The following is a 20,223-nucleotide window of genomic DNA, read 5'->3' as shown; positions in this document are numbered from 1 at the left end:
TTAATTTTGTTTAATGATAATCATCTCATTCATCATAAATATATTTATGTGCATATCGATATATCAGATACCCCACCAGGAGTTTCGTAACTAAAAGGTAACCCCAGGGATATTTATATTCACTGACTGAGAAATAAAAAAAGCAGCCAGAAACCGGAGCCTTCAACGTTTATCGCCGCCAGCATTTCTCTGGCACTGTCTTTAGCGCTATCCATAATGATCTCCTTTATCCATCCCCTTTCCCGAGCTTCATCCCCGCAGAGGCTTCGCTTAGCCGACAAGATTGACTGGCTGCAGGCACGCTACCGCCCATCGCTGTTTCCTGTTTATCAGGGACCCGTAGCGCACAAGGTCAGGCAGGCAGATTGTTGTTCAACCTCCGCGATCGGGGTCGCTGATTACTCGGTTTCGCTTTTTAATCCGTTAGTCTCTGCTCCTGAGGTATTGGCCGTGCCCGGCGTCAGACAGGCGTCCTTCTGCGGGACCAGACTGATCTCCACCCGGCGATTTTGCGCCCGCCCCTCTGGCGTCTCGTTGCTGGCGACAGGACGACTTGCGCCGTAGCCCTGCACCGCAAAACAGCTCTCCGGCACATCGCCGGTATCGCGCATCCAGTCGCGGACCGCCTCGGCACGCTTCAGGGAGAGTTGTTGATTGGATTTATCGTTGCCGATGCTGTCGGTATGGCCTGCCACCACGATCAGCCAGCCGGGTTTCGCCTTAATGCCCAGCAGCGAGTTCACCAGCAGCTTTGTCGAACCCGGTTTCAGCGCCGATTTGCCGGTATCGAACAGCGCCATGCTATCGAGGCGGATCGTCTGCGGCCCCTGCACAACCTGCTTAATGACCGGACGCGGCGGCGGGGGCGGCGCCCAGTCATTGATAGCGGCTTCAACGAAGGGGATCAGTCGCCCCCCCTGATACAGCCCCAGCCGATAACGCAGCGGCTCCCCCCGGCGCAACCAGTCATCCAGCAGGCGGCTGTCGGCACGCAGACGCTGCTGCGCCTGCAGCTTCGGCGTCGGCGGCGTGCCGCTGAGGCGGTGGTACACCGCCAGATGATCGCCGACGCTACGCACCAGGCGCTGGTTGTTGATAAAGGAAGCCAGCATCGCCAGCGCCAGAAAGAGGAAGCCCACGCCAGCGGCAAGACCGGCATCGCGCATCCGACGGCTGACCCCGTGGCGGTGCGGCAGTGACGACAGAAGAAGATCCGGCAGCGGGTGAGGACCTGGCGCCGCGTCGTTGCCCGGGGAGAGCGTGGTGATCGCGGCGATTTGCTGTTGCCAGAGGTTGTTCGCCACCGCCGCTACCGGTGTCAGGCAGATGCCCGCGGCACACAGGTTCAGCGGAGGAAGTTCCGCCTGCCGGGCGCGGAATGGCCGGAAAAGAGCGTTTTCGGCCAAGGTCAGAATGCTCTCCAGCCACAGCGTCTGATGCAGGCGTGAGGCAGGGCTGCCCTCCCGCTGCCACCCGGCAACCGACTGGGGCGCTTGTCCCTTCTGCTGCACCTGGAGACCAGGCCTCTCCGGCGTGACGGTAAACCAGCGGCTTTCCACGGCCTGGCCGCCTGGCGGCGTCACCCAGAACACGCTCCACACCGGCGGCAGACCGTTTAGCCAGGTTCGGCACTGAACGATACTCCGCCGCCAGTCGCGCAGCGACTGCGCCAGATGCTCCCCGGAGGGGTGGTGCTCCGGTACCACCGCCAGCAGCACGGAAACCTGCGATACCAGCGCCGGACGCGCCGCCGCCAGGTACTGCGCCAGCCGCGGCAATTGCTCCGCGCTGTCACCCCGGAGATACCAGCCGTGACGGGTTTCGCCGTGCGCCGAACGCCCGGGAAACAGACCGTCGGTATCCCCGCAGACCAGAACCACCGCCCCCTGAAAATCCTCGGGCGGCAGGACGATTTCCGATCGCTGACGGCTGACTGCCCGGCGACGCTGACGCCAGAGCGCCGCGCCGCCCGCCAGCAGGATGCACAGACTGAAGATCACCTGGTTGCCGATGGACAGCGGCCAGAAGCCCAGCACTAGCCACAGGGCCAGGATGACGGTCAGTATCGTAAGCAGACGACGAGCGTTATCACGCATCTCTTATCCCTGCCCTGCTATCTGCGCCACCATCTGTGACAGCATGGCGGAGCAGGTCAACCACAGCGCCGCCAGCGCCACAATGCCAGCCGCCCAGCCGCACCAGTACATCCGCCGTCCGCTGCGCAGCCGGGAGGCACGAACCACCACCGGCGCCTCCTGGGTCAGGCTGAACGGCGGGACCCGCGCGCCAAGCGCTTGCGCCACGTCCTCACGCCGTTCGTCATCCTCGGCGCGGTACTGTCCGACAAATCCCAGCTGTAAAGTACGAAAGAAGCAGGTCAGCACTGCCGCATCCGCCGTGGGCTCTCGCAGCAGCTGGCGGATCCGTTCCCAGAGCTCTTCCCCGGCGTTGAGAGTGCTGAAAAAGCGCGCCTGCAGCGGATCCTTGCGCCACCTGCGGTAGCCATCATCCTGACTGGCGCGGTTGAGGACGCTCTCATCGAGCAGCGCGCAGTAGGCATAGAGCATCTGCTCAGCGCTGGCTTCACTGACTCCCCCCGCCGTCAGCGCCTCGCGCGCCTCGGTCACCCATCGACAGGCCTGGCGATAGAGCGCCTCGCCATCTGTCACCGGCTGGCCGCAGCGTAACTGGCTGACCATCAGCCAGCCCGGGTAAAAAGTTTTGTTGATCAGATCGCTTTCAGAGGTATTCATGAGCGCAGTACCGCAAAGAGTTCAAGTTTCACGTCGCCAAGCGATTCCGGGGTATAGAAGGTGCAGTTGCCGGCCTCCAGCATCGCGCGGGCGGCATCGGTGGAGAGATCCAGAGCGAAATATTGGTTTTCCAGACGTAGCGGAATGGCCGCCGGCACATGGCTCAGCGGTTTGATCGCGATGCCGCTAAGGGCAATATTGACGACCTCGGCGACATCATCATGGCTACCCGCCTTACAGAGCTGCGGAAAGCGGCTCTGTAGCTGGTGAGGGGGGAGTGAAGAGCGCACCGACAGATAAAAATCCGCCCCCTCGCGCAGCCGCGCATCGTGCAGCCTGCCCCGCCAGATCTCCCGGTCGGCGCCCTGCTCCAGAACGATGGCGATCACCCTTGAGGGCAGGCTGACTTCGAGCAGCGTATCCAGCAGGGCAAACAGCGGCGGGAATACCTGCTCTGGCGAGGCATGCCGGTAGCGGGGGATTGCTTCCAGATGATGTTCAAGGGAGAAAGTCAGCAGACTGCCGGCCAGCCTGGCCAGTTCGCGATAGAGCAGCTCCGGATGGCGCGAAGGGTCCTGATGCAGCTCGCTGAGCACCGGTTCAGCGCTGTTCAGCGCGTTGAGCAGCCAGAACAGGGAAACATCCGCCACGGCAAAATCAGCCATCCGCGCATTGCTTTCACGACGCATGGCCATCAGGCGTCTGCGTCGGGCCTGCAGGCGATGTAACAGCTCGCCCAGCTCGCTGACCAGCGTCGGGCTTGCCGCCAGCGACAGCAGCGGCGGGATGAATTCCGGGTCAACGATCCACTGCCCCTGGGCGTCGCGCACCAGACGCGCTACCGGGCAGGTGAGAAAGGCTGCATTTTCCTCGGTGGAGAGACGCAGCGTTAGCGCGTGCCGCAGAACGGCCAGCTCGCTGCGTTCATGGCCGGCCAGCTCCTGGACGGTCACCTGCTCGGCGCGCCAGCGGCGCGGGCGGGCGCTCTCCTGGCCGTCATCAAGATTGCCGCCGCTGGCGCTGAGCAGCGGCAGAGCGAGCAGAACCTCCACGCTGTCCTGCATCACGTCCGATACATCGCGGACCGGTGGCAAAATATCCGCCAGCTCGGTGTCAATCAGCGTTCCGTCGGCGAAACGCACGATCAGCCGGGTAGCGTTGAGCCGGGAAAGGGTGAGCGCGCTCGCGTCAAACTCCGCGCGCAATACCCCCCACGGGTGGGCGAGAGCCATGCGGGAGACCGTATCGGCGACGTGCGCGTCCCAGCGGGCCTGTTGCTGAAACTGCTGCGGGACCAGAAAAGCCCCGTCGCGCCATAATGGGCGGAAAATCTTCATTGCACCTCCTGTGCCTTTCACTTTCATTGGTCTGCAGACAGGACCAAATGCCCGGACGGATATCCCTCATCCGCCGTGTGTTCGGCTGGATTTATTACCTGCCGCTTCAGGGAAAGGAAATATCTCCCCTGCCCGCGAGAGTTTCGAAGTCAGATGATATTTTTTGGTCAAGGGATGTTTATCATAAAGCGAAAGAGTCAGGGGGAGGTAACGCCTGGCCCTAAATAATATCTGAATTCAACCCAAGGTAGCTTTATTGCTCTCGGTCATCACATGTAGAAGGAATATTCCATAAGCGACCCTTTTATTATTTCCCTGTTGAATATTAATTAGCGAATTAATCCCTCCGTCAGGAATATTTATATTTACCTTAAATATAAATAATAATAAAAATATCACCGCAATCGATATACCCTCAGTAGCGCTGAGTCCAGAATCTCCCCCGGCAACTGCCAGATACCCGGAGGAGCGCCCCGCCCCACCCGGCCATTGCCAGGCGCTGCATTACCCCGTATTTTGGTTTCCCGCTCCGCTGTGGGCGGGTGTCAGGGCGAACGAGAGAGAGAAAATGAAACCACTATTTGTCTATGGGACGCTCTGTCCCGGTCGCAGCAATGCGCATATTCTGGAGGCGATCGGGGGCGAGTGGCGTCCCGGCTACGTCACCGGCACCTTTTACGCGCGCGGCTGGGGCGCAGCCGCCGATTTCCCGGGGATCGTCCTCGACGCTCACGGCCCACGGGTCAACGGCTATCTGTTCCTGTCCGATCGGCTGGCGGCGCACTGGCCCATGCTGGACGACTTTGAGGAAGGGTACGATCGGGTGCCGGTGGAAGTGACCACCGACGATGGACAGCAGATCAGCGCCTGGATTTATCAGCTTCAGCCCCGGGGGTAATCCCCCGCCGCGCTGCGCGGCATGGTACAGCAGCCCAGCGCGATCGCGAGTCTGGCGTCGTTTCTGCCAATGCAGGTATACTTGCCAGATGTTTCCTCAGTTTCAGACACGCAGATGACAAAACTCACCTTACAAGAGCAGATGCTCAAAGCCGGCCTGGTCAGCAGCAAAAAAATGGCTAAAGTCCAGAGGACGGCGAAAAAATCCCGCGTTCAGGCCCGTGAGGCCCGGGAAGCGGTGGAAGAAAATAAAAAAGCCCAGCTGGAGCGTGATAAACAGCTTAGCGAGCAGCAAAAGCAGGCGGTGCTGGCGAAAGAGTATAAAGCCCAGGTGAAGCAGCTGATCGAGATGAACCGCATTACGGTCGCCCGGGGCGATATCGGCTTTAACTTTACCGATAATAATCTGATCAAAAAAATCATGGTCGACAAGCCCACCCAGACCCAGCTGATTAACGGCCGTCTGGCGATTGCCCGCCTGGCGGTGGATAACAAGCCCGAAGGTGAATATGCGATTATTCCGGCGGTAGTGGCTGAGAAAATAGCCCAGCGCGACGCCAGCAGCATCGTGTTGCACAGCGCCCTGAGTCAGGATGAGCAGGATGAAGACGATCCGTACGCCGACTTTAAGGTACCCGACGATCTGATGTGGTAACCCCGGGCTTTCCCGCCGCGGGCGATCAAAACGGGCTCGCCTGCTGGATATGCATCGGCTCATGGCTGACGGGGTGGACAAAGCGCAGTTCGCTGGCGTGCAGCATCAGCCGCGAAGCGCATTCCGTGCCGGGCAGCTCCCGGCCACCGTACAGATCGCAGCCAAGGATCGGATAGCCCAGCAGCTGGCAGTGAATACGCAGCTGATGGGTCCGTCCGGTCTCCGGGGTGAGCGTCACCCGGGTTAACGCCAGCGCCCTCTCGCCTTCTCGCGCCTGATACAGGCGGTCTATGACCCGATAGCGCGAACGCGCCGGTTTGCCGTGGCGGGCGCAGAGCGCCATGCGCGGGAAATGGGCCGGATCTTTGGCGATTGCCGCCTCCACTATCCCCTCGTCTTCCGCCAGGTGGCCGCACAGCAGCGCCGTATAGACCTTTTCCACCGTGCGCTGGCTGAACTGCTGGCACAGCAAGGCGTTAATGCCCTTGTTGCGGGCGATCACCATCAGGCCGGAGGTGCCGAAGTCCAGGCGGTGCACCAGGGTGCAGCCCGGAAAGCGCTGAACCAGCCGGTGATGCACGGAGTCGAGGTTGCGCGGATCTTTGCCCGACAGGCTCAGCAGCCCGGCGGGCTTATTGATCAGCACCAGGTGTTCGTCCTGATACAAGAGGGTGATCTGTTCGCGGCACGGCGGCGCGACAAAGGTATCGATAATGGTGGACATCAGGCGGCCCGAAGAAGGAGTGGCTGGCGATAGTACCTCATTTTGCCCACCGGCACGATGCTGGCGCACAATCCGCCCTCGCGGCGGCGTCATTTATCACCCACACTTATCGCAAAGGCATGGCCTGTACAGGCAATGTGCTTTACACTGCGCGCTGCAAAATTTGTGTTAACCAACGAGTAATACGGTAATGGCGATGAACGGAACAATCACAACGTGGTTTAAAGATAAAGGTTTTGGATTTATCAAAGATGAAAACGGCGAAAATCGTTATTTTCACGTGATTAAGGTCGCCAATCCTGATCTTATCAAGAAAGACGCGGCGGTGACTTTCGAACCTACCACCAACAATAAAGGGCTGTCGGCCTACGCGGTGAAGGTCATTCCGGAAAGCAAATATATCTATATTGCCGGCGAGCGGTTGAAGCTGACCTCCATCAAATCCTATGTGGTGTACCGGGAAGAAGAGCCGGTCGAGACCCGCGTCGATAAAGAAAACGCCGTGCTGTCGGTCGGGCTGCTGATGAACAGCATCCGGCCAAAAGCCACGGTGCAGCCGGGAGAGATGCGCTCGGTGAAAAAGCTGGCGATCACCACCTTTCAGGGGACAACCCTGATCTTTTCGGAAGACGAAATCGATATCGATGCCACGGTAAAACTGCTTAAGGTGTAAGCCCTGGCGCGCGGTTTCCCGCGCGCCCGAAGTCCTGCCCGATATGCTACCCGCCATCGCCCCTCGCCGGACGGGGCGATGGCGCCAGAGAGCCGATAAGGATGCCGCCATGCCCGTAAATTTTGACTTCAACGATCTCTACGCCTTTCGCGCCCTGATGGAATATGGCAGTTTTCGGCTGGCGGCCGAATCCATCTGCCTGTCGCAGTCGGCCCTTAGCCGACGCATCGAAAAGCTGGAGACGGCGCTGGGCAACCGGCTGTTCGATCGCACCACCCGGCGGGTGACCCTCACGCTGTATGGACAAAATTTTGCCGAACGTTCGGAGCAGCTGCTGGCCCATGTCGAGACGGTGCTGGCGGATATCAGCCAGGTCAGCAAGGCGCGCACCGGGCTGGTGACGGTGGCGACAGTGCCTTCCGCCGCCTACTACTTTATGCCGGAAATCATCCGCAGCTTTCAGGCGCGTTATCCCCAGGTGCGCATCCGGTTGATTGACAGCAGCGTCGGGAATGTGATCGAGGCGGTCAGCAGCGGACAGGCTGACTTTGGCCTCTGCTTTGCCAAAAACCTGCCAGCCAGTATCGAATTCACCCCTCTTGCCGACGACCGCTATGTGGCCGCCTGTCGGCACGATCATCCGCTGGCGCGCAAGACGCACCTAAGCTGGCAGGCGTATTTTGAACAGGATTATATTGGCCTGGATCGGGTCTCCGGCAACCGGACGCTGCTTGACCGGGAGCTGGCGCATCTGACGCCGGCGCGGCCAAGTATCTGCGAAACCCGCCACGTCACCACGATGCTGGGGATGGTGGAAGCGGGCATCGGCATTGCCGCCGTGCCCGCGATGTCGATGCCCGCCGGGGAGCATTCCGTTCTCCGCGCTGTGCCGCTCACCGACCCGGTGGTCACGCGTACGGTAGGCCTGATCCGCCTCAGCGGCCGTATTCAGTCCTACGTGGCGGCAGAGCTGGAGAAGCTGATTATTGAACAGTATCCTTCTGGCTGACCGGCGCGGCGGCGGCTACGCTTCGCATACCGGTGGCGTGGATGGTCTCCTGCGCCGCCGGTGACGCCAGATACGTCAGCAGCGCCTTGCCTTCCTGCGGGTGGTCGGCGCTGATGGTCACCGCCCCGGCAAAGCGGGTGATATACTGCAGGTTATCCGGCAGTTCGCCGACGAAGGTTACGCCGGGCACCGGCAGCAGTTCGCTCACCTGCTGAAAACCGATCGCATACCGTCCCTTGGCCACTTCCGAGGCCACCGGAATGCGCTCCACCATCTGCGCTTTACTCTGCATCGCGTCATCAATGCCCAGGGTGTGGAACAGCGTCGAGCTGACATAGCGTCCGCTGGCGCTGTCGGAATACGCGACCGATGGCGCCGCCAGCAGCGTCGCCCGCAGCTGGTCTGCGTTGTGGATAGCCGGCAGCGGCGCCCCCGCCTTCACCACCACGCCGATCGGCGAGTCGGCCAGCTCCCGGCGCGAATCCGGTTGCGTACGGCCCGCTTTCTCGAGGCTGGTCAGCGCGTCCCCGACCATGATCACCACGTCCGCGTGTTCGCCGCGCGCCAGACGGTTAGGGATCGCCTGCGGCGTTTTTCCCATCGACGGGCCAGGGATCACCACGAGGTGGTTGCCGGTTTGTTTTTCCCACGCCGGGGCCAGCTTTTCCAGCGCCGCTTTGAAGCCGCCGGAGATCATCACGGTGACCTCAGCGGACAACGCGCTGCCGCCGGTGGCGGCCAGCAGCAGCGTGGCGAGCAGGGTTCCTGTCGTTTTACGCATCATCTTCTCCCTGATTAACGTGCCGTCTGCAGCGCAACGGCGCTACGGCGATAGAGGTAGCAAGTGGCCAGCAGGCCGCAGATGGCGGCAAAGCTCATCCAGTAGCCGGGAGACGCTTTATCACCGGTATACTCAATCAGCGCTGTGGAAATCACCGGCGTGAAGCCGCCAAACACCGCGGTCGCCAGGCTGTAGGCCAGCGAGAAACCTGCCACGCGCACTTCGGCGGGCATAATTTCGGTCAGCGCCGGGATCATCGCCCCGTTGTACATGCCGTAGATAAACGACAGCCACAGCAGCACGCTCAGCATCATCAAAAAGCTCGGGGCGTTCGCCAGCATGGTCAGCGCAGGCCAGGCGGTAGCCAGCGCCAGCAGGGTCATGGCGATCAGCACCGACCGGCGGCCAAAGCGGTCGGACAGCGCCCCGCCCACCGGCAGCCAGAAGAAGTTGGAAATCGCCACCAGCAGCGTGACCAGCAGGCTGTCAGAGGCGCTGAGCATCAGCACCTTTTTACCAAAGGTCGGGGCATAGACGGTGATCAGGTAGAACGCGGTGGTGGTCATCGCCACCATCATCATCCCGGCGATAACCACCTGCCAGTTCGCCAGCAGGGTGGCGAATACCTGGCGCATCGCCAGATGATGGCGGCGGGCAGTAAACTCCTGGGTCTCCTCCAGCTTACGGCGCAGGATAAAAATGAACGGAACAATCAGGCAGCCGAAAAGGAACGGAATACGCCAGCCCCAGTCGCTGATAGCGCTCGGCTCCAGTACCGCGTTGAGGGCAAAGCCCATTGCGGCTGCCACCATGATGGCAACCTGCTGACTGCCCGACTGCCAGCTGGTGTAAAAGCCTTTGCGGCCCGAGGTGGCGATCTCGGCCAGATAGACCGACACCCCGCCCAGCTCGGCGCCTGCGGAAAAGCCCTGCAGCAGACGGCCGATCAGCACCAGCAGCGGCGCCCACAGGCCAATGGTCTGATAAGAGGGGATCAGCACGATCAGGAAGGTGCCGGTGGCCATGATCGACAGGGTGACGATCAGCCCCTTGCGCCGCCCCACCTTGTCGATATAGGCGCCAAGTACGATAGCGCCGATGGGGCGCATCAAAAAGCCGGCGCCAAAGACTGCGAAGGTCATCATCAGCGAGGCGAATTCACTGCTCGCCGGAAAAAAGGTATGGGCGATGTAGGTGGCATAAAACCCGAACAGAAAAAAGTCGAACTGTTCGAGAAAGTTACCGGACGTGACGCGCAGAATGGCGCCGATCCGGTCACGGGTACTCATCTGTGAGGTTGTTGAATGCATGCAGGTCTCCAGTTTGTTATCCACGCGTTGTCGCGCGCCTGTCGCTGAAGACTGAAACAGAACCGGGAACGAAATAAGCGTAATAAACGCATCCACTAATGCATTTTACGCATGAATAACATTTAATTAATTAACATTACTTTTACATACAATCGTTTAACACACACCGTCCTAACCACGCCGCGGGTGACGGCGAAAAAGTCAGTTTTCCGTTTTGTGACCGGGGCCAGGATATGTCGCCGTGGGTTGAAGGCATAAAACCTGGCCTGGGGTAACAAAATACCCTGCCGGCTGGAAAGCGCGTCAGGAAGCGGTGGACTCCCCCACCAGCGTCTGCAACAGGGAGATAAGCCAGCGGGTAGCCTCGCGTTTCCCGCTGCGTTGGTGGGCGTAAATCTTGACGTCAAACGGCGGAACCGGAAACGGCAGCGGGAAAATGGTCAGCCGGGCGGCGCGGGCCATCGTCTCCGCCGCCCGCCGGGGCAGCGCCATCAACAGGTCGCTCTGCTCAATAATAAAGGGCGCGCTCAGCATCGAGGGGGTTTTCATCGCCACCTGCCGCGAATAGCCCTGTCGCTCCAGCTCACAGTCCAGCACCCCCTGCCGCTCATTCCACGGGGTCACCACCAGATGACGGGCCGCAAGGTAGGCGTCCAAGGTCAGCGCCGTCCGGTTGGCCTGGCTGATGACCACATATTCGTCCCGCAGCCAGTTAATCTCCTCAAGATCGGGATGGGCTGGCTCGTCAGGGGTATTGAACCCGAGGGCCAGGTCGACCTCGCCCGCCAGCAGCTCGGTCAGCGCCGGGCTGTGGGGCAGATAACGGAGCTCAAACCGCAGCCCGGGCGCCTCACGCTGCAGGTGATGCAACAGCGTCGGAAAGACGCAGAACGCGGTGAAATCGGTGATCGCAATCTGCATGCAGTCGGTGCTGGCGGCCGGCACAAACGCCGCCGGCGGCGTCAGCTCCTGGTTGAGAAACTTCAGCGCCGAAGCGATAGAGGGCGCCAGCTGGCTGGCATAGACGCTGGGGCACATCCGGTGGCCTTCGCGGTAGAACAGCGGATCGTTGAGGGCGCTGCGCAGCCGGGAAAGCGCATGGCTCAGCGCCGAGGTGCTCATCGCCAGCTCTTCCGCCGCCAGGCGTACCGAGCGGGAGCGATAGACCGCGTCAAAGACCGGCAACAGGTTGAGGTCAATCCGGCGCAGGACAGGATGCATAATATTCATCGTTTGCTGATTTCATTGCACTTAATTCTTTTCACAATACCGCTTATCCTCAGGGTCAGCAATTTTGCTCTCTTTTGACTATGGATACAGGACACCCCATGAGCATCACAATCCGCCAGGCCACCCCGGACGACGCCACCGCTATCTACGACATGATTTATGAACTCGCGGTCTACGAGAAAGCCCCCGAAGAGGTAGTGACGACGCCAGAGGAGATCAGAGAGACGCTGTTTGCCAGCGGCAGCAAAACCGAAGCGCTGATCTGCGAGGTGGCAGGCAAAGCGGTGGGCTACGCGGTGTTCTTCACCAGCTACTCCACCTGGCTTGGACGCAATGGTATCTATATGGAGGATCTGTACGTCACCCCCGACTATCGCGGGATCGGCGCCGGAAAAGCGCTGCTGAAAACCATCGCGCAATATGCTGTACAACGTCAGTGCGGGCGTCTGGAGTGGAGCGTGCTCGACTGGAACCAGCCGGCGATTGATTTCTATCTGAGCATTGGCGCGCAGCCGCAGGATGAGTGGGTGCGTTATCGCCTCACTGGCGATGCGCTGCGGGCCTTTGCGGAGTAAAGCGGCTCGCCAGCAGGTCGGCGCCAGGCGTCGACCTGCTGGCCGCGGATCAGGCTTCGACCGCGCTCTTCTGCAGCTGCGGACCGGCCAGCGCCAGACGCGCACCCGCTTCGGTATCGCTGTACTGCTTGAAGTTATCCATAAACAGCTGAGCCAGGCTCTCGGCCTTCTCCTGCCATTTATCCGCTGAACTCCAGCCATTACGCGGATCCAGCGCCGCGCTGTCTACCCCTGGAATGCTCTGCGGGATCGCAAGACCGAACACCGGGATGGTCTCCTCGCGCAGCGGGCCGGTAGTGCCGTTGAGGATCGCGCTAATGATGCTGCGGGTATCGCGCAGCGACAGGCGTTTACCCTCGCCGTTCCAGCCGGTGTTGACCAGCCAGGCTTCGGCGCCGGATTCCGCCATCTTCGCCGCCAGGACGCTGGCGTACTGGGTCGGGTGAAGCAGCAGGAACGCCGCGCCATAGCAGGCGGAGAAGGTCGGCGTCGGCTGGGTAATGCCGCGCTCGGTGCCCGCCAGCTTCGAGGTGAAACCCGACAGGAAATGGTACTGCATCTGCTCGGTGGTCAGACGGGAGACCGGCGGCAGAACGCCAAACGCATCGGCGGCAAGGAAAATCACCTTCGACGGATAGCCCGCGCGGGACACCGGCTTGACGATATTGTCGATATGCGACAGCGGATAGGAGACGCGGGTGTTTTCGGTTTTGCTGCCGTCGGCATAATCCACGCTGCCGTCAGCGCGCACCACCACGTTTTCCAGCAGCGCATTGCGGCGGATGGCGCCATAAATCTCCGGCTCCGCCTGCGGATCGAGATTGATGGTCTTAGCGTAGCAGCCGCCTTCGAAGTTAAACACGCCGTCATCGTCCCAACCGTGCTCATCATCGCCGATCAGCTGACGATGCGGATCGGTCGACAGGGTGGTTTTCCCGGTCCCGGAGAGGCCGAAGAACAGCGCCACGTCCCCTGCTTCGCCACGGTTGGCCGAGCAGTGCATCGACGCGATGCTTTTCTGCGGCAGCAGGTAGTTCATGACCGAGAACAGCCCTTTCTTCATTTCGCCGCCGTACCAGGTACCGCCGATGAGCTGAATACGCTCGCTCAGATTAAAGGCGACAAAGTTCTCGGAGTTCATCCCCTGCGCCTGCCAGTTGGCATTGGTGCAGCCCGCGCCGTTGAGCACCACGAAGTCTGGCGTAAAGCTGGCCAGCTCGTCGGCGCTTGGCACGATAAACATGTTTTTGACAAAGTGGGCCTGCCACGCCACCTCGGTAACGAAGCGTACGCCAAGACGGGTGTCCGGGCTGGCGCCGCACCAGGCGTCGATGACGTACAGTTTTTTGCCGCTCAGCTGGCCCGCGACCAGGCTTTTCAGGCTGCGCCACACGTCTGGCGATAACGGTTTGTTGTCATTGCGGCCGAGGCCGGAGTCTGCCCACCAGACGGTGTCGCGAGTCTGTTCGTCGCGGACGATGTATTTATCGCGCGGTGAACGGCCGGTGAAGATCCCGGTATCAACAGCCACAGCGCCAGAGTCGGTCATCACGCCGCGGGCCGCGCCGGTCAGTTCAGGAGCGGTTTCATGTGCAATAAGCAAATCGTAATCAGGGTTGTAAAAGAATTCGCCGCTTGCATTAATCCCCAGCTCCTGCAGAGCCATTTTAACTGATTCAATTTGTTGTGACATGGAACTCCTGACAAACTATTTAAGGTAAGAGGCCTGGGTTATTCATTGCTTTCGTCATCGTCGCCGGATATTTAATAAGATAAGTCCTGGACAATGAAATAAAGCAATAAATAACCGTGAGTCGCGATTTCATATCGTGCTCATGTAGGGTCGCCGATATGCATTCATAAATCTCAACTTTCCAAAAAATGTTAACACCTGTCGATAATTATGTTAATTGCATAGTTTCTATGCGCTATGCTAAAATTGCATAGCCTTTATTGCGTTTTTGAGGACTGGATCGGTGTTGGCAAATCTGGAAGTAAAATGGCTGTATGATGTGATTGCCCTTGAGGAGTCGCGCAGCTTTACCCTGGCGGCCAAAGCCCGCAACATCTCTCAGTCTTCGTTCAGCCGACGCATCCAGTCGCTGGAGGCTTCCCTCGGATTCAGCATCTTCGATCGTAGCGCCAACCCTCTGCAGCTGACCAACCGCGGGAAAATTTTTGTCGGCTATGCGCGAAATATGCTCGATGACATGGATTTTCAGATCAGCCGTATTAAAGGCTTAAATAACACTACCCAGAAAATAAGAATCGACGCCGCCCCTTCGCTGTCGGTGTTATTACTGCCGGAGATCATCGCCGGTTACACCGACCGTAAAAATAAGACTTTTCATGTTGAATCGATTAACGTCAACGACGCCGTATTTAACCTGAAAGAGGGAAAAAGCGATTTTATCCTCTCCTTCTATAATGAAGAATTAATGAACTATCCGTTTATTAATCATAAAATTTTTGATTCTTACCTGCACCTGGTCTCTCCCTGCGACGAACATGGCCGCCCGCTGTTTCATTTACATCGCGGCGTGCTGCCGCTGATGAAATACGCCAACGACAGCTATATGGGGCGCCAGGTGAACCAGGTGATCGACCGCACGCCGGAGATTACCTTCTCTCTCACCTTTGTCTCTTCCATGAGCGAGCTGCTCAAGCGCATGATCCTCAATGGCGACGGCGTGGGCTGGCTGCCGCAATACTCTATTCAGCGCGAGCTGGACGAAGGCCGGCTGACGATCCTCGATGAGAGCCTGTCGCTGCCGATCGGCGCCTGGCTCTACCGCTCCGGCTCGCGGCTTAACCAGGCCGCCGAACGTTTCTGGCAGCACATTAAAACCCGTAACGAACCGCGGGAATAACCCCCTCAGCCGCTGATCCCCAGATATGCCTTACGCACCTCCGGGTCGTTGAGCAGCGTCTGGCCGCTACCGCTCAGGCGGATCTGGCCGTTCACCATCACGTAGGCGCGGTCCGACAGGTTGAGGGCATGGCGGGCATTCTGCTCCACCAGAAACAGCGTCATCCCCTGGGCCGTCAGCTCGCGCAGGATCTGAAAAATCTGCTTCACCACCAGCGGCGCCAGCCCCAGGCTCGGCTCATCCAGCAGCAGCAGGCGCGGTCGGCTCATCAGCGCCCGGGCGATGGCCAGCATCTGCTGCTCGCCGCCGGAGAGGGTCATCGCCCGCTGTCCCCGCCGCTCTTCCAGCCGGGGGAACAGCTGGTACATTCGCGCCTTGTCCTCGGCCTGATAGCGGTTGCCAATGGCAATGGTCCCCATTAGCAGATTCTCCTCGACGGTCATATCGGGAAAGATGCGCCGCCCTTCCGGGGCCTGGGCGATGCCGTTGCTGGCGATAAAGTGGGTCGATTTCCGGCTGATCGCCTCCCCGCGATAGAAAATCTCCCCGCCGGCAATGCGCGGCTGGCCGAAGACCGACATCAGCAGCGTTGATTTACCGGCGCCGTTGGCGCCGATCAGCGCCACCGTCTCCCCCTCGTTGACGGTGAGGGAGACCTGCTTCAGGGCCTGGATCGGCCCGTAGAAGACATCCACCTCATTAAAGGCAAGCAAAGGCTGGCTCATCGGCGCGTCTCCTCTTCCTCAGCGCCAAGATAGGCGGCAATCACACTGGCGTTGGCCTGGATCGCCTGCGGCGCGCCGCGGGCGATGACGTCCCCGTGATCGAGGACGATGATATGATCCGAAATCTCCATCACCATCCCCATATCATGCTCGATCAGTAGCACCGTAATGCCGTGCTGCTGGCGCAGAAAGCGAATAATCCGGCTCAGCGCCTGGGTTTCCACCGGGTTGAGGCCGGCGGCCGGCTCGTCCAGACAGATCATCTCCGGACGGGTGCACATGGCGCGGGCGATCTCCAGCCGCCGCTGCTGTCCGTAGGAGAGGGTCCCCGCCAGACGGTTGGCGCAGTCCACCATCTCCACCACCTCCAGCCAGTAAAAAGCGCGATCCAGCGCCTGATTCTCCGCCTGCCGATACCCACGGGTATTGAGGATCCCGGCCAGCAGATGGCGGTTGACCTGGGTATGCTGGGCCACCAGCAGGTTCTCGATCACCGACATCTCGCGGAATAAACGTATATTCTGGAAGGTGCGCGCCAGGCCAGCGCGGTTCACCAGATGGGTGCCACCGAACATCTTGTAATAGATCCGCCTCCCCAGCTGCGCCGGGTGGAGAAAATCGTCCGGGTGAAGCTTCTGCCCCAGCACCTGAATAACATCGGTGACCTTTTCCCGCGCCCGCAGCACGATACTGCCCCCCGTCGCCCGATAAAAACCGGTCAGGCAGTTAAACACCGTGGTCTTGCCCGCGCCGTTGGGGCCGATCAGGGCGGTGATCGACCCCCGCTCCACCTCCAGATTGACATCATTCAGCGCTTTGATGCCGCCGAAATGCATCATCAGATGCTCAACGCGTAAGATGCTGTCGGTCATGGCGCGACTCCTTTTCGCAACGCAACCCCGCTGCGGCTGGTGCGCACCAGGCCGCGCGGCCGCCAGATCATCATCATCACCATCAGCACGCCGAACAGCAGCACCCGATATTCGTCAAAACCGCGCAGCAGTTCCGGGGTGACCGTCAGAACAAACGCCGCCAGTACCACTCCCAGGGTGGAGCCCATTCCCCCGAGCACCACAATCGCCAGGATCAGCGCCGACTCAAAAAAGGTGAACGACGTCGGGTTAACAAACCCCTGATAGCTGGCGAAGAACACCCCGGCGATGCCGGCCGTCGACGCGCCGAGCATAAACGCCGAGAGCTTCACCAGCACGTGGTTGAGCCCCATCGCCCGACAGGCGATCTCATCCTCTCGCAGCGCCTCCCAGGCGCGGCCGATGGGCATCCGCGTCAGGCGATGCTTCACCAGCAGCACCAGCATCACCACCAGGCACAGCACGGCGTAGAGAAAGATGAATTTCAGGTTGGGGTTGTAGCTGACGTGGAAAAACTCATGGATGGGGATGCCGCCATCCTTGGCCCGGCGGGTAAACTCGAGGCCAAACAGCGTGGGGGATGGCACCGGTACGCCGTTAGGGCCGCCGGTAAAGCTCACCCAGTTGTTGAGCACCAGGCGGATAATTTCGCCAAAGCCGAGGGTGACGATGGCCAGATAGTCGCCATGCATACGCAGCACCGGAAAGCCCAGCAACGCCCCGGCGAGAGCCGCCATCACCGCCCCCAGCGGCAGCATCGCCCAGAAGCCAAGTCCCAGGTACTGGTAGCCCAGCGCCAGGCCGTAGGCGCCGATGGCGTAAAACGCCACATAGCCCAGATCGAGCAGGCCCGCGAGACCCACCACAATATTCAACCCCAGGCCAAGCAGAACGTAGATCAGCCCAAGAATGGCCACGGTCAGCAGATATTTTGTGGCGAGAAACGGAAAGACAATGGCCAGCCCCACCAGCAGCGGTATTATCCAGCGCAGCCGCGAGCGGTAGCCCGGCGGCCGGACGTACACCCCGTCATCCGCCCCCTCAAAGCGGGCAATAAAGGCTTTTCCCCTGTGGCTCTGCAGCAGCAGACTGAGCGCCAGCCTGCCGGCCATCACCACCGCCACCAGAATCGCCACCCGCGCAGGCGCGAGGGTAAAACCATACCCTTTGAGCACCACGCCGACGATCGGGCCAAAGACAATTAACGCGCAAAGGCCGGCCAGTACGCTGTCGATCAGCGCGTTTTGGATAGCCCGCGCAGGCTGGCGCGTAATTTCACCCATAAAGCCTCCTTAGACCTTGGCCACCAGCGGACGTCCCAGCAGCCCCTGCGGGCGAAAAATCAGGATCGCCACCAGCAGCGCAAAGGAAAAGACATCTTTGTAATCCGAATTCACCAGCCCGGCGAACTGGGCTTCGGCCACCCCAAGCAGCAGACCACCCAGCATCGCGCCAGGCAGCGAGCCGATCCCGCCCAGCACCGCGGCGGTGAAGGCTTTGATGCCGATAATAAATCCGATATAGAAGTCGAAGGTGCCGTAGTTCATGGTCACCAGCACGCCGGCCAGACCGGCCATCGCCGCGCCGATGACAAACACTAGGGAGATCACCCGGTCGGTATTGATGCCAAGGATCGCCGCCATGCGCCGGTCCTGCTGGGTGGCGCGGCAGATGCGCCCCAGCCGGGTATACTGAATAATCCAGGTCAGGATAAGCATCCCCACCAGCGCCGCGACGAGAATAAACACCTTGGTCCAGGTGATCTGCACCACCCCATCGCCCACCGTCATGCGCAACGCGCCGCTAAGCAGCGTCGGGATCCCCTGCTGGTTCGGCCCCTGGCTCAGCTGGACATAGTTCTGCAGGATCAGCGACATCCCGATAGCCGAGATCAGCGGCGCCAGCCGCGTCGAGTTGCGCAGCGGCCGGTAGGCGATGCGCTCGATCGCCCAGCCGTATACGCCGGTGACCACAATGGTGAACACCAGGGTGGCGAAAATCAGCAGCGGAAAGGAGTGGATCCCGAAGAAAGAGAGCAGCGCCAGGCCGATGGCGCACAGGTAGGCGGAGACCATATACACCTCGCCGTGGGCGAAGTTGATCATGCCGATGATCCCATACACCATGGTGTAGCCGATGGCGATTAAGCCGTACACCGCGCCCAGCGTCAGCCCATTGATCAGTTGTTGCAGAAAAAACGCCGTCATAGCCCCTCCAGCCGCCAGGCAGACGGCCGCCGGGTTCCGTTCCCGGTCAACCGCCGTCATGTGACAATTCGCAAGTCAAAAGGACAGAGCGTCCTCAGGTCGTGGCCGATCAGAGCTGGTGATATTTGCCCTTGTCGTCCCACTGATAGACCACGTAGTCGGACACCTTGAGGTCGCCTTTGCCATCCCAGGCTTTCTTGCCCATCACCGTCTCGACGTCGTGGCTCTTCAGCCAGTCGCTGGCTTTGGCGTTATCGATACCGACGGCGTTCTAGGCCGCGGCGATAGCCTGAATAGAGGCGTAGGCGTAGAGGGTATAACCTTCCGGCTCAAAGCCGCTGGCGCGGAACTTCTCGATCACCGCTTTGCCGTCCGGGAGGGTGCGCGGATCCTGACCAAAGGTCATCAGCACGCCGTTGGTGAACTGCGGCCCGCCGGCGGCCGTGACCAGTTCCTCGGTGACGATACAGTCGCCGGAGAAGAATTTGGCCTGCACCCCCTGCTCGCGCATCTGGCGCACCAGCGGGCCCGCTTCCGGATGGCAGCCGCCAAAGTAGACCACGTCCGGCTTGAGGGCGCCGATCTTGGTCACCAGGGCGTTAAAGTCTTTTTCACCGCGGGAAAGGCCTTCGTACAACACTTCTTTGGTACCCCGCTTCGCCAGCGCCGCGCGGGTGGCATCGGCCAGCCCCTGACCATAGGTGTCTTTATCGTGGATGACGGCGATTTTCTTCGCCTTCAGCACGTCCAGCATATAGTTGGCGGCGATCGCCCCCTGCTGATCGTCACGACCACACATGCGGAAGAGATCTTTCATGCCGCGCTCGGTGATCTGCGGGTTGGTCGAGCCGGGGGTAATGGTCAGGATCCCGGCTTCGTCATATACCTCGGAGGCCGGCATCGTTGAGGAAGAGCAAAAGTGCCCCACCACGGCGGAGACTTTCGCTTCATCCACCAGCCGGTTGGCCACCGCCACCGCCTGCTTCGGTTCGCACGCGTCATCCCCCTGCACCAGCACAATCTTTTCGCCTTTGATGCCGCCGGCGGCATTGATATCGGCCACCGCCTGCGAGGCCCCCTTCCAGTACTGGGCGCCGTAGGTGGCGTTGGGGCCGGTAAAGGGCCCGGCGACGCCGATCTTCACGTCTGCCTAGGCGTAAAAGGCCATGCTCATACAACCTGCTATCACAACATGAAGCGTCATTGTTTTCAGTTTCAAAGACATTCGGATATTCCTCAGCGATGTAAAGCCTGGCGTCATGGAATGACGCAGAAAATATCACTTACCGTGTGGTGCCGACGTTGGCGCAGCGCCAGGACGGCCAGGGTGGAAGAAGCAAAAATCCCGCCAGGAAGGAGTGGAACACCGGAGAACAGTCGCCCCGGTCGGTACGCACGCGACGGCAACCCGTGCCGCATCCGGCAAGGGCGCATTCCCTTTCAGGTCAGGAGATCGGTTGCCATCACGTGGCGAGCCGGACAACGCGGTATCCGTACCGGCCCGTGAGCTAAACATAGATGCAGTTAGCGGTCGCTGCGCGCCAGCGTGGTGCAAAAATGCGAATATGATCAACAGTGGTGAATATTTTGTTGCGGTAATGTGAA

20 protein-coding genes and 2 pseudogenes are annotated in these 20,223 nt (G+C 60.3%); 7 read left to right on the top strand and 15 right to left on the bottom strand.

Features of this window, described 5'->3' with window-relative positions; genetic code table 11:
• Window positions 1–90: 90 nt before the first annotated feature.
• From KHQ23_RS19870 to KHQ23_RS26550, 5 genes and pseudogenes are all read right to left on the bottom strand, one after another.
• Window positions 91–215, bottom strand: a pseudogene (locus KHQ23_RS19870) (hypothetical protein).
• Between the two features lie 183 nt (window positions 216–398).
• Entirely contained in the window at window positions 399–2,096 is a 1,698-nt protein-coding gene (locus tag KHQ23_RS19865; RefSeq protein WP_032434763.1) for an OmpA family protein, read from the bottom strand.
• A gap of 3 nt (window positions 2,097–2,099) precedes the next feature.
• Complete coding sequence (tssL, locus tag KHQ23_RS19860) at window positions 2,100–2,753, bottom strand: type VI secretion system protein TssL, short form (protein WP_004891113.1); 654 nt, start codon at window positions 2,751–2,753, stop codon at window positions 2,100–2,102.
• Entirely contained in the window at window positions 2,750–4,090 is a 1,341-nt protein-coding gene (gene tssK / locus KHQ23_RS19855) for a type VI secretion system baseplate subunit TssK (protein ID WP_004200314.1), read from the bottom strand. The genes tssL and tssK overlap by 4 nt, the downstream gene beginning before the upstream one ends.
• A 237-nt stretch (window positions 4,091–4,327) precedes the next feature.
• The gene (locus tag KHQ23_RS26550) at window positions 4,328–4,546 is read right to left on the bottom strand and encodes a hypothetical protein (RefSeq protein ID WP_306173430.1); all 219 of its coding nucleotides are present in this window, start codon (window positions 4,544–4,546) and stop codon (window positions 4,328–4,330) included.
• Between the two features lie 112 nt (window positions 4,547–4,658).
• On the opposite strand from KHQ23_RS26550, the gene KHQ23_RS19850 reads away from it, so the two are divergent.
• Together KHQ23_RS19850 and KHQ23_RS19845 are read left to right on the top strand one after the other, a co-directional pair.
• Complete coding sequence (locus tag KHQ23_RS19850; RefSeq protein ID WP_002910650.1) at window positions 4,659–4,988, top strand: gamma-glutamylcyclotransferase family protein; 330 nt, start codon at window positions 4,659–4,661, stop codon at window positions 4,986–4,988.
• Between the two features lie 114 nt (window positions 4,989–5,102).
• Complete coding sequence (locus KHQ23_RS19845) at window positions 5,103–5,642, top strand: DUF2058 domain-containing protein (RefSeq protein WP_002910652.1); 540 nt, start codon at window positions 5,103–5,105, stop codon at window positions 5,640–5,642.
• 25 nt (window positions 5,643–5,667) lie between these two features.
• On the opposite strand, the gene KHQ23_RS19840 is transcribed toward KHQ23_RS19845, so the two are convergent.
• Window positions 5,668–6,366: an RluA family pseudouridine synthase gene (locus tag KHQ23_RS19840; RefSeq protein WP_032434764.1), complete on the bottom strand. Its 699-nt coding sequence runs from the start codon at window positions 6,364–6,366 to the stop codon at window positions 5,668–5,670.
• Between the two features lie 190 nt (window positions 6,367–6,556).
• Between KHQ23_RS19840 and KHQ23_RS19835 the strand changes: the two genes are divergently transcribed.
• Window positions 6,557–7,039: a cold-shock protein gene (locus KHQ23_RS19835; RefSeq protein ID WP_002910657.1), complete on the top strand. Its 483-nt coding sequence runs from the start codon at window positions 6,557–6,559 to the stop codon at window positions 7,037–7,039.
• Window positions 7,040–7,148: 109 nt separating this feature from the next.
• Complete coding sequence (locus tag KHQ23_RS19830; protein ID WP_004152315.1) at window positions 7,149–8,048, top strand: LysR family transcriptional regulator; 900 nt, start codon at window positions 7,149–7,151, stop codon at window positions 8,046–8,048.
• On the opposite strand, the gene KHQ23_RS19825 is transcribed toward KHQ23_RS19830, so the two are convergent.
• The 3 genes from KHQ23_RS19825 to KHQ23_RS19815 form a co-directional block, all read right to left on the bottom strand.
• Window positions 8,023–8,832, bottom strand: coding sequence for a substrate-binding domain-containing protein (locus tag KHQ23_RS19825; protein ID WP_004145468.1), 810 nt, complete (start codon window positions 8,830–8,832; stop codon window positions 8,023–8,025). The genes KHQ23_RS19830 and KHQ23_RS19825 overlap by 26 nt on opposite strands.
• An 11-nt stretch (window positions 8,833–8,843) precedes the next feature.
• Entirely contained in the window at window positions 8,844–10,139 is a 1,296-nt protein-coding gene (locus KHQ23_RS19820; RefSeq protein WP_004152313.1) for an MFS transporter, read from the bottom strand.
• 303 nt (window positions 10,140–10,442) lie between these two features.
• Entirely contained in the window at window positions 10,443–11,369 is a 927-nt protein-coding gene (locus tag KHQ23_RS19815) for a LysR family transcriptional regulator (protein ID WP_032434765.1), read from the bottom strand.
• Window positions 11,370–11,467: 98 nt separating this feature from the next.
• Between KHQ23_RS19815 and KHQ23_RS19810 the strand changes: the two genes are divergently transcribed.
• On the top strand, window positions 11,468–11,944 hold the full coding sequence (locus KHQ23_RS19810; protein WP_002910717.1) for a GNAT family N-acetyltransferase: 477 nt from the start codon (window positions 11,468–11,470) through the stop codon (window positions 11,942–11,944).
• 49 nt (window positions 11,945–11,993) lie between these two features.
• On the opposite strand, the gene pckA is transcribed toward KHQ23_RS19810, so the two are convergent.
• Window positions 11,994–13,637 (bottom strand): phosphoenolpyruvate carboxykinase (ATP), encoded by a 1,644-nt coding sequence (gene pckA / locus KHQ23_RS19805; RefSeq protein WP_211776879.1) that lies wholly within the window; start codon window positions 13,635–13,637, stop codon window positions 11,994–11,996.
• 283 nt (window positions 13,638–13,920) lie between these two features.
• On the opposite strand from pckA, the gene KHQ23_RS19800 reads away from it, so the two are divergent.
• Entirely contained in the window at window positions 13,921–14,814 is an 894-nt protein-coding gene (locus tag KHQ23_RS19800; protein WP_002910720.1) for a LysR substrate-binding domain-containing protein, read from the top strand.
• A 5-nt stretch (window positions 14,815–14,819) separates the two neighbouring features.
• Here the strand turns inward: KHQ23_RS19800 and KHQ23_RS19795 are convergent, their stop codons facing one another.
• The 5 genes and pseudogenes from KHQ23_RS19795 to KHQ23_RS19775 all read right to left on the bottom strand — a co-directional run bounded on the left by KHQ23_RS19795 (window position 14,820) and on the right by KHQ23_RS19775 (window position 19,762).
• On the bottom strand, window positions 14,820–15,539 hold the full coding sequence (locus tag KHQ23_RS19795) for an ABC transporter ATP-binding protein (protein WP_004175491.1): 720 nt from the start codon (window positions 15,537–15,539) through the stop codon (window positions 14,820–14,822).
• The gene (locus KHQ23_RS19790) at window positions 15,536–16,411 is read right to left on the bottom strand and encodes an ABC transporter ATP-binding protein (protein ID WP_004200318.1); all 876 of its coding nucleotides are present in this window, start codon (window positions 16,409–16,411) and stop codon (window positions 15,536–15,538) included. The genes KHQ23_RS19795 and KHQ23_RS19790 overlap by 4 nt, the downstream gene beginning before the upstream one ends.
• Entirely contained in the window at window positions 16,408–17,694 is a 1,287-nt protein-coding gene (livM, locus tag KHQ23_RS19785) for a high-affinity branched-chain amino acid ABC transporter permease LivM (protein ID WP_004148804.1), read from the bottom strand. The genes KHQ23_RS19790 and livM overlap by 4 nt, the downstream gene beginning before the upstream one ends.
• A gap of 9 nt (window positions 17,695–17,703) precedes the next feature.
• Window positions 17,704–18,618, bottom strand: a complete 915-nt coding sequence (locus tag KHQ23_RS19780) for a branched-chain amino acid ABC transporter permease (protein ID WP_004175489.1) — start codon at window positions 18,616–18,618, stop codon at window positions 17,704–17,706.
• Window positions 18,619–18,727: 109 nt separating this feature from the next.
• A pseudogene (locus tag KHQ23_RS19775) lies at window positions 18,728–19,762 on the bottom strand (branched-chain amino acid ABC transporter substrate-binding protein).
• Between the two features lie 313 nt (window positions 19,763–20,075).
• On the opposite strand from KHQ23_RS19775, the gene KHQ23_RS19770 reads away from it, so the two are divergent.
• Window positions 20,076–20,222, top strand: coding sequence for a hypothetical protein (locus KHQ23_RS19770; protein ID WP_032409494.1), 147 nt, complete (start codon window positions 20,076–20,078; stop codon window positions 20,220–20,222).
• The last annotated feature ends 1 nt before the right edge of the window (window position 20,223 follow it).

This window comes from Klebsiella sp. 64 (assembly GCF_018223915.1).
GTDB classification, from domain to species: domain Bacteria; phylum Pseudomonadota; class Gammaproteobacteria; order Enterobacterales; family Enterobacteriaceae; genus Klebsiella; species Klebsiella pneumoniae.
This window is presented reverse-complemented; position numbering and strand designations above follow the sequence as displayed.